4 protein-coding genes are annotated in these 6,303 nt (G+C 39.1%); all 4 read right to left on the bottom strand.

From position 1 onward, the window contains the following. Positions 1 to 1,597 (bottom strand): MucBP domain-containing protein (locus EG2_RS17810; protein WP_255210095.1); only part of this gene is annotated, 1,597 nt, incomplete at its 3' end. 545 nt (positions 1,598 to 2,142) lie between these two features. Next, on the bottom strand, positions 2,143 to 2,691 hold the full coding sequence (locus EG2_RS17815; protein WP_060815658.1) for a GNAT family N-acetyltransferase: 549 nt from the start codon (positions 2,689 to 2,691) through the stop codon (positions 2,143 to 2,145). A 45-nt stretch (positions 2,692 to 2,736) separates the two neighbouring features. Next, positions 2,737 to 3,225 carry a hypothetical protein gene (locus tag EG2_RS17820; RefSeq protein ID WP_060815660.1) on the bottom strand — a complete coding sequence of 163 codons (489 nt, stop codon included), beginning with the start codon at positions 3,223 to 3,225 and terminating at the stop codon, positions 2,737 to 2,739. A gap of 259 nt (positions 3,226 to 3,484) precedes the next feature. Then, positions 3,485 to 6,076 (bottom strand): bifunctional acetaldehyde-CoA/alcohol dehydrogenase, encoded by a 2,592-nt coding sequence (gene adhE / locus EG2_RS17825; RefSeq protein WP_060815662.1) that lies wholly within the window; start codon positions 6,074 to 6,076, stop codon positions 3,485 to 3,487. Positions 6,077 to 6,303: the final 227 nt, after the last annotated feature.

Here is a 6,303-nt window from a genome sequence, read left to right on the forward strand (position 1 = left end):
GTGATGCGTGGATCTCATTTCCATCTGTATCCACGTATTTCACCGTCACATCCGCCGCTTTCACAGGATCTTTGGTATACACATACGTCACTGTTTGCGCTTGATCACTCATTACCCCAGTGCCATTATTTGGCAACTGTTTTGTGTCTAATGTATAACCACTGATCGTTAGTTTGTATACATCTGTTGTAGCGTCGTAGTCATCCCCAACATTTCCTGTAATGACTTGTGATGCGTGGATCTCATTTCCATCTGTATCCACGTATTTCACCGTCACATCTGCAGCTACTTCTTGATGATTGATTGCAAATTGATGCAAATAAGTACCGGAGGAAATCGCATAAAAACTATACCCAGCGGGTTGTGCGTATGTCCCTGCTGGATTATTCAAACGAGAATTGTATTCCATCGTTTGGATGCCTTCAAACTCTTCTGGGGTTATATCAGAAACAGTGATCCCTTGATCAGTAATAGCTAGTTGAGAAGAAGGAACCTGAACCCCATTCAAATCAAAGTACGTTTGACTAGGACTATTGGACGTCGTGAAAGGTGGGACATAGCCATCAAAATTTGTCAGTCGATTGGGCATGATCGAAAATGGGACAAAGAACGACTGCGTTGCAGCATCATAATTTAGCTCCTTAGCAGATATCGTAGTCACTCCATCACTTCTTCCTGTATTCTGCCCATAAGCCGCCAGATTTTCTAAGACAGGAAAATTATTGATAACGGTGAAATCACTGACCCCACAAAATTGAATACGCAATTCTTTTAAATTCGGCAATGAAGCCAATGGCGCAATCGTAGTAATATTCATATTCGACTCAAAAGTAAGTGATTCTAAATTCTTCATTTTAAGTATCTTCGGATAGACAGCATCTGTGACATTAGCAGAAGAAAGGTTCAATCGAGTAAGATTATCCCCAAAATCAGGAACATTGTCATCTGTAACATTCGCTCCCATTAAATAAGCATAGACTAAACTATCTATCTTAGTTAATACCGAAAAATCAGAAATCTGATTGGTTCCATTCATATAAAAGGAAGACAGGCTTGTGGCATACTCCAAACCGGACAAATCAGCAAGAGCTGAATCAGTCGAATAAATATAGATTGTCTGCATTTTACTGATTTTTTCTTTAGTGATTTCTGATACTTCGATTCCTAATGCCTTCGCCACTATTGACTGTAATGTAGGATCTGGTAACCAACTAGAAACATCCTCAGTATTGGCTTGATTATCAGGCAACGAATTTGCGAACTGTTGAGCATTTGACGGCAACAAACTTCTAGCTGATTTTTCCTTTGATTTGGCAGAACTTGTATCTGGAATCGATGATTCTTCTGTACCTACTGTTGATGCTGTTGAAGTTGTTGATGCTTCACTCTCAGAACTTGATTCCTTTGAATCAGAAGTAACACTTTCAGATGTAGAAGATTCAGTAACAGTCTCAACTGAATCGTTGCTAGTTTCTTGGGTGGTGTCAGACTGTATAGAGTCGTTTCCCTCCGCTGCTAGTACCGTCACTACAGGGGTAGCCAGTGGTGAATTTAATAAGACAAATAAAGATACATAGCTAAATATTTTTCGTTTCATTTTTGAGCTCCTTTTTTGCTAATCATTACCTCTTCTTTTTTTAACCATATTCTCATTTTAATAATAGTAATCCTAAAATGGAAAATAGTAAAGTTATAACTTAACTAGTGAAATATAGCACGAACGTTATGCACTTTTCACACCCCAATCACGCCATTTCATTTGCTAAAAATTAATAACTACTGTATCTGTAGACCAAAGTATTTCTAGGAATAATGGTAGCAAAAAAAATAGCTGCACCTGCTATAACTTTGCTTCAAACAAAAATCAGTGTATCTACGCTTACTCTCCCATGATTTTCAAAAAACATTGCATCTAAAATTGTAAATTGGTCAGCTGAAAAAAAGCTGCTTCTTAGCTTCCTCGTCTTTCGATATTGTGGAGCAAGACAATCAATAACAATTGGGGATAAAAAAAGACCAGCAAAGAATACCCCTAGCTGGATCCACAAATAGATATTTTTTCCGTTTTAGCAGTTAGATCTGTTATCGGTGCCAACAGACGGAACAAAAAATCCCGTTTATTGGTACAGTGCAGTTTTTTTCTTACCTGCCCATTCTTTGGTTCCATTCTTCTCGCAGCACACCGTATTTTACTGAGTCATAATAGTGTCCTTCCCAATAACGAACTCTACGGATTTGTGCTTCTTTCGTCATGCCCAGTTTTTCCCCAACCTTCATCATCCGTTGATTGCCTGACCAAGTCGTATATCCAATCCGTTGGATGAGTGGTTCTTGTTCAAATAAGAATGTGATCCACAAACGCATCGCATGACTACCGATCCCATGATTCCATAAAGTGACATCATAGATTGCCACACCAAATTCAAGCCATTGATGCAGATTGCCATCTTCCCAATATGCAGTGGCGATTCCTACAAGCCTTCCTCGATAATAAATAGCCTTCCGTAATGGATTATTCAAACAATTTTTGCCAAATCCATTTTTGAATTCTTCCCATGTTAGGACAGGGTCCTGAAAATAAGGTCCATCCCACTTTTTCCACTCTAAGTCTGCTTTAGGACCATAACTGATCGACCAAAGAGCAGAAAGATTTTCTTCGGTGATTGATTTCAATTGTATATGATTTTCCATCTTTCTCCTTTTCAAACATCAAACTGCTGAAAAATAAAACTGAAACTACTTGTTTTTACCAAACAAACGTTGAAAAAAGCCATTTTTTTTGGACGCTGTTTCTTTGACTACCACTGTACTATCGGTGTCCTTCCACTTTCTCTGAAACGTAAGATTATCTTGTAAAAGTAATCCATTTAACTCGAGGATACCTTTTAACCCAGCAATCGTTCGGCGCAACTCACCATCTTGTTGACCATAGAAATCCTTCTTCCCAGCATCTTCAAGTTCTTCTAGTTGCTGGATCAACTCTCGAAGTGTTTGAGACTGATCTCCCAGAATAGCCGACATCTCTTCCACTTGACGTTCTTCTATCGTTGGTGCCGTTTCGTAAATAGTCACTAAAGATAAACTATCGACATAATCCTTTAAGTCAAAAAGAAACGTTTGGCTTGCTTCATCTTCAACCATTGATGTTTTCATTAAATAGTTTTGTAACGCTTCCATTTGTTTTTGCTGAACGAGTAAATCTAACACTAAGGCCTCTGTGTCCATCGGTACCACCTCCTAGTAATATTGTCATGTTTTTCCTTTGCTTCGTCAAGAAAAGCTTCGAGAATAATGTTAAAAAAAAGACGGGCTGAATAGTAATTGTTTTCTCTACTATATATTACATATCACATACCACTTCTTTTATAGTCAAATTTACTAGTTTCTGCACCACCCTACAGTTAACTCAATTCATTGTATCTCTCAACTACAAAAAATATCCCCTCGGCAGCTAAGATACCGAGGGGATTGGTGCATTCATTGCTTAGCCGTTATAAGCATCCACAATGATTTGTTTCAATTCAGAAATCAATGGTTCTTTAGGGTTCGCAGTTGTACATTGATCTTCGTAAGCCAATTCAGCCATACGATCTACAGTTGAATCCAACACTTCTTGAGTCACGCCTTGTGCTTTCAAGTTCATATCGATACCAACTGATTTACCTAATTCGTAAACTGCAGTTGCTAATGCTTCAACTAATTCCGCAGTTGTTTCTCCTTTAAGACCTAAGAATTTCGCAATGTCTGCGTAATCTGTGTCAGCACGGAAGAAATCATATTTAGGGAACATCGCATGTTTTTGAGGATCTTTGGCATTGTACCGGATAATATGTGGTAAAAGAATCGCATTGGTACGTCCGTGAGGAATACCATATTCTCCCCCAATTTTGTGAGCAACTGAGTGACAAATACCTAGGAATGCATTGGCGAAGGCCATACCTGCCATTGTTGATGCGTTATGCATTTTTTCGCGAGATTCCATATCCGGTGTTTTCACTGATTTTTCTAAGTAGTCAAAGACTAACTTGATTGCTTGTAAGCTCAATCCACGAGTGTAATCAGATGCCATTACCGACACATAAGATTCAATCGCATGGGTCAATACATCCATACCTGTATCTGCTGTTACAGAAGCAGGAACTGACATGACGAATTGAGGGTCAACGATTGCTACATCTGGTGTTAATGCGTAGTCTGCTAATGGGTATTTCACATGCGTATCGCTATCTGTGATAACCGCAAATGGGGTTACTTCAGAACCTGTACCAGAAGTTGTTGGGATACATACAAATTGTGTTTTTTCTGGTTTGTCGATCTTGTATGTCCGTTTACGGATGTCCAAGAATTTTTGTTTTGCGCCAAAGAAAGATGTATCTGGGTGTTCATAGAACATCCACATGCCTTTCGCAGCATCCATTGCTGATCCACCACCAAGGGCGATTACTGTATCTGGTTTGAAATCAACCATCATCTTCGTTCCAGCATAAACGGTATTTGTTGATGGGTTCGGTTCTACATCTGAGAAGACTTCGATTTTCACATCGTTTTTGCGGCGAGCAAGAACTTCGCGAACGGTATCGCAGTAGCCGAATTGAACCATTCCTGGGTCACAAACGATCATGACACGTTCAACATTTTCCATTTTCTCTAAGTATAATAGAGAGTTCTTTTCAAAGAAGATTTTTGGCGGTAATTTAAACCATTGCATATTATTTCTCCGTTTCGCTACAGTTTTAACGTTGATCAAGTTCACAGCAGAAACATTACGAGAAACAGAGTTCTTTCCGTATGAACCACAACCAAGTGTCAATGAAGGGATCATTTCATTGTAGATATTACCGATACCACCTTCAGCAGATGGTGTATTCACCAAGATACGGCAAGCTTTCATGCGTAAGCCAAATGCCAATTGCAAGTCTTCATTTTCTGTGTGGATAACCGCTGTATGTCCTAATCCACCTAAATCAAGCATAGCTTCACATTTTTGGAAAGCATCTTCTGTGTTGTTTGCTTTGATCATTGCTAGAACTGGAGAAAGTTTTTCGCGAGATAATGGGTAATCTGCACCCACGCCATCTAGTTCTGCAATCAATAGTTTCGTACCTTCAGGCACCTTGATACCTGCTAACTTTGCGATCTCCATTGCTGAATGTCCAACGATTGCTGGATTTACAGCATATTTGCCTTCATTCATCACTGCATCTTCAAGTTTTTGCAATTCTTTTGGTTTTACCACGTATACTTGATGGGCTTCAAACTCTGCTTTAACAGCTGCATAGACTTCTTTATCAACGATCACTGCTTGTTCAGAAGCACAGATCATTCCGTTATCAAATGTTTTAGAAACGATCAAATCGTTGACCGCGCGTTTGATTTTTGCTGTTTTTTCGATGTAAGAAGGAACGTTACCTGGACCTACACCTAGGGCTGGTTTTCCTGTTGAGTATGCAGCTTTGACCATGCCTGCACCACCAGTTGCTAATACGATGGCGATTCCTGGGTGATTCATCAATAAGCCTGTTGCTTCGATTGATGGATGTTCGATCCATTGCACACAGTTTTCTGGTGCACCGGCTGCGATCGCTGCATCACGAACGATCCGTGCTGCTTCTGCTGAACATTTTTGAGCAGATGGATGGAAAGCAAACACGATTGGGTTCCGAGTCTTCAATGCGATCATTGCTTTAAAGATTGTTGTTGACGTTGGGTTCGTTGTAGGAGTTACCCCACAGACAACCCCGACTGGTTCAGCAATTTCGATCAACCCTTTTTGTTTGTCTTCATTGATCACACCAACTGTTTTGTCATGTTTGATGCTATTCCAAATATATTCTGAAGCATACATATTTTTGATTGCTTTATCTTCATAGATTCCGCGACCCGTTTCTTCAACTGCCATTTTTGCAAGTGGCATATGTTTGTCTAAGGCTGCCATAGCCATTTCGTGTACGATATGGTCTACTTTCTCTTGATCAAAGTTTTCCATTTCTTTTAAGGCCACGTTTGCTTTTTTTGCAAGATCATCGATCATTGCTTGTACATCGATCGTCACTTCTTTTTCCAATGTCTTAGCCATTGTAATCCTCCTAGTTCGTTAACAATTTATTTGTTAATTACTTCACATACACATCATACAATAACTCTTTTCGTTTGTAAACAATTTCTGTGATATTTTTCACAGTTTTTTAAAAATAAGTTAAATCAAGCGTTTTCAACAGATTGAGTTATTTTATATTGATGTTTAAGCGACTCGAATATCCATGTGCTTTATTGAGCAATCATTGTTTTTATCAAGCTTTTTCC

Source organism: Enterococcus gallinarum NBRC 100675, from assembly GCF_001544275.1.
In the GTDB taxonomy this organism is placed as follows: Bacteria; Bacillota; Bacilli; order Lactobacillales; family Enterococcaceae; genus Enterococcus_D; species Enterococcus_D gallinarum.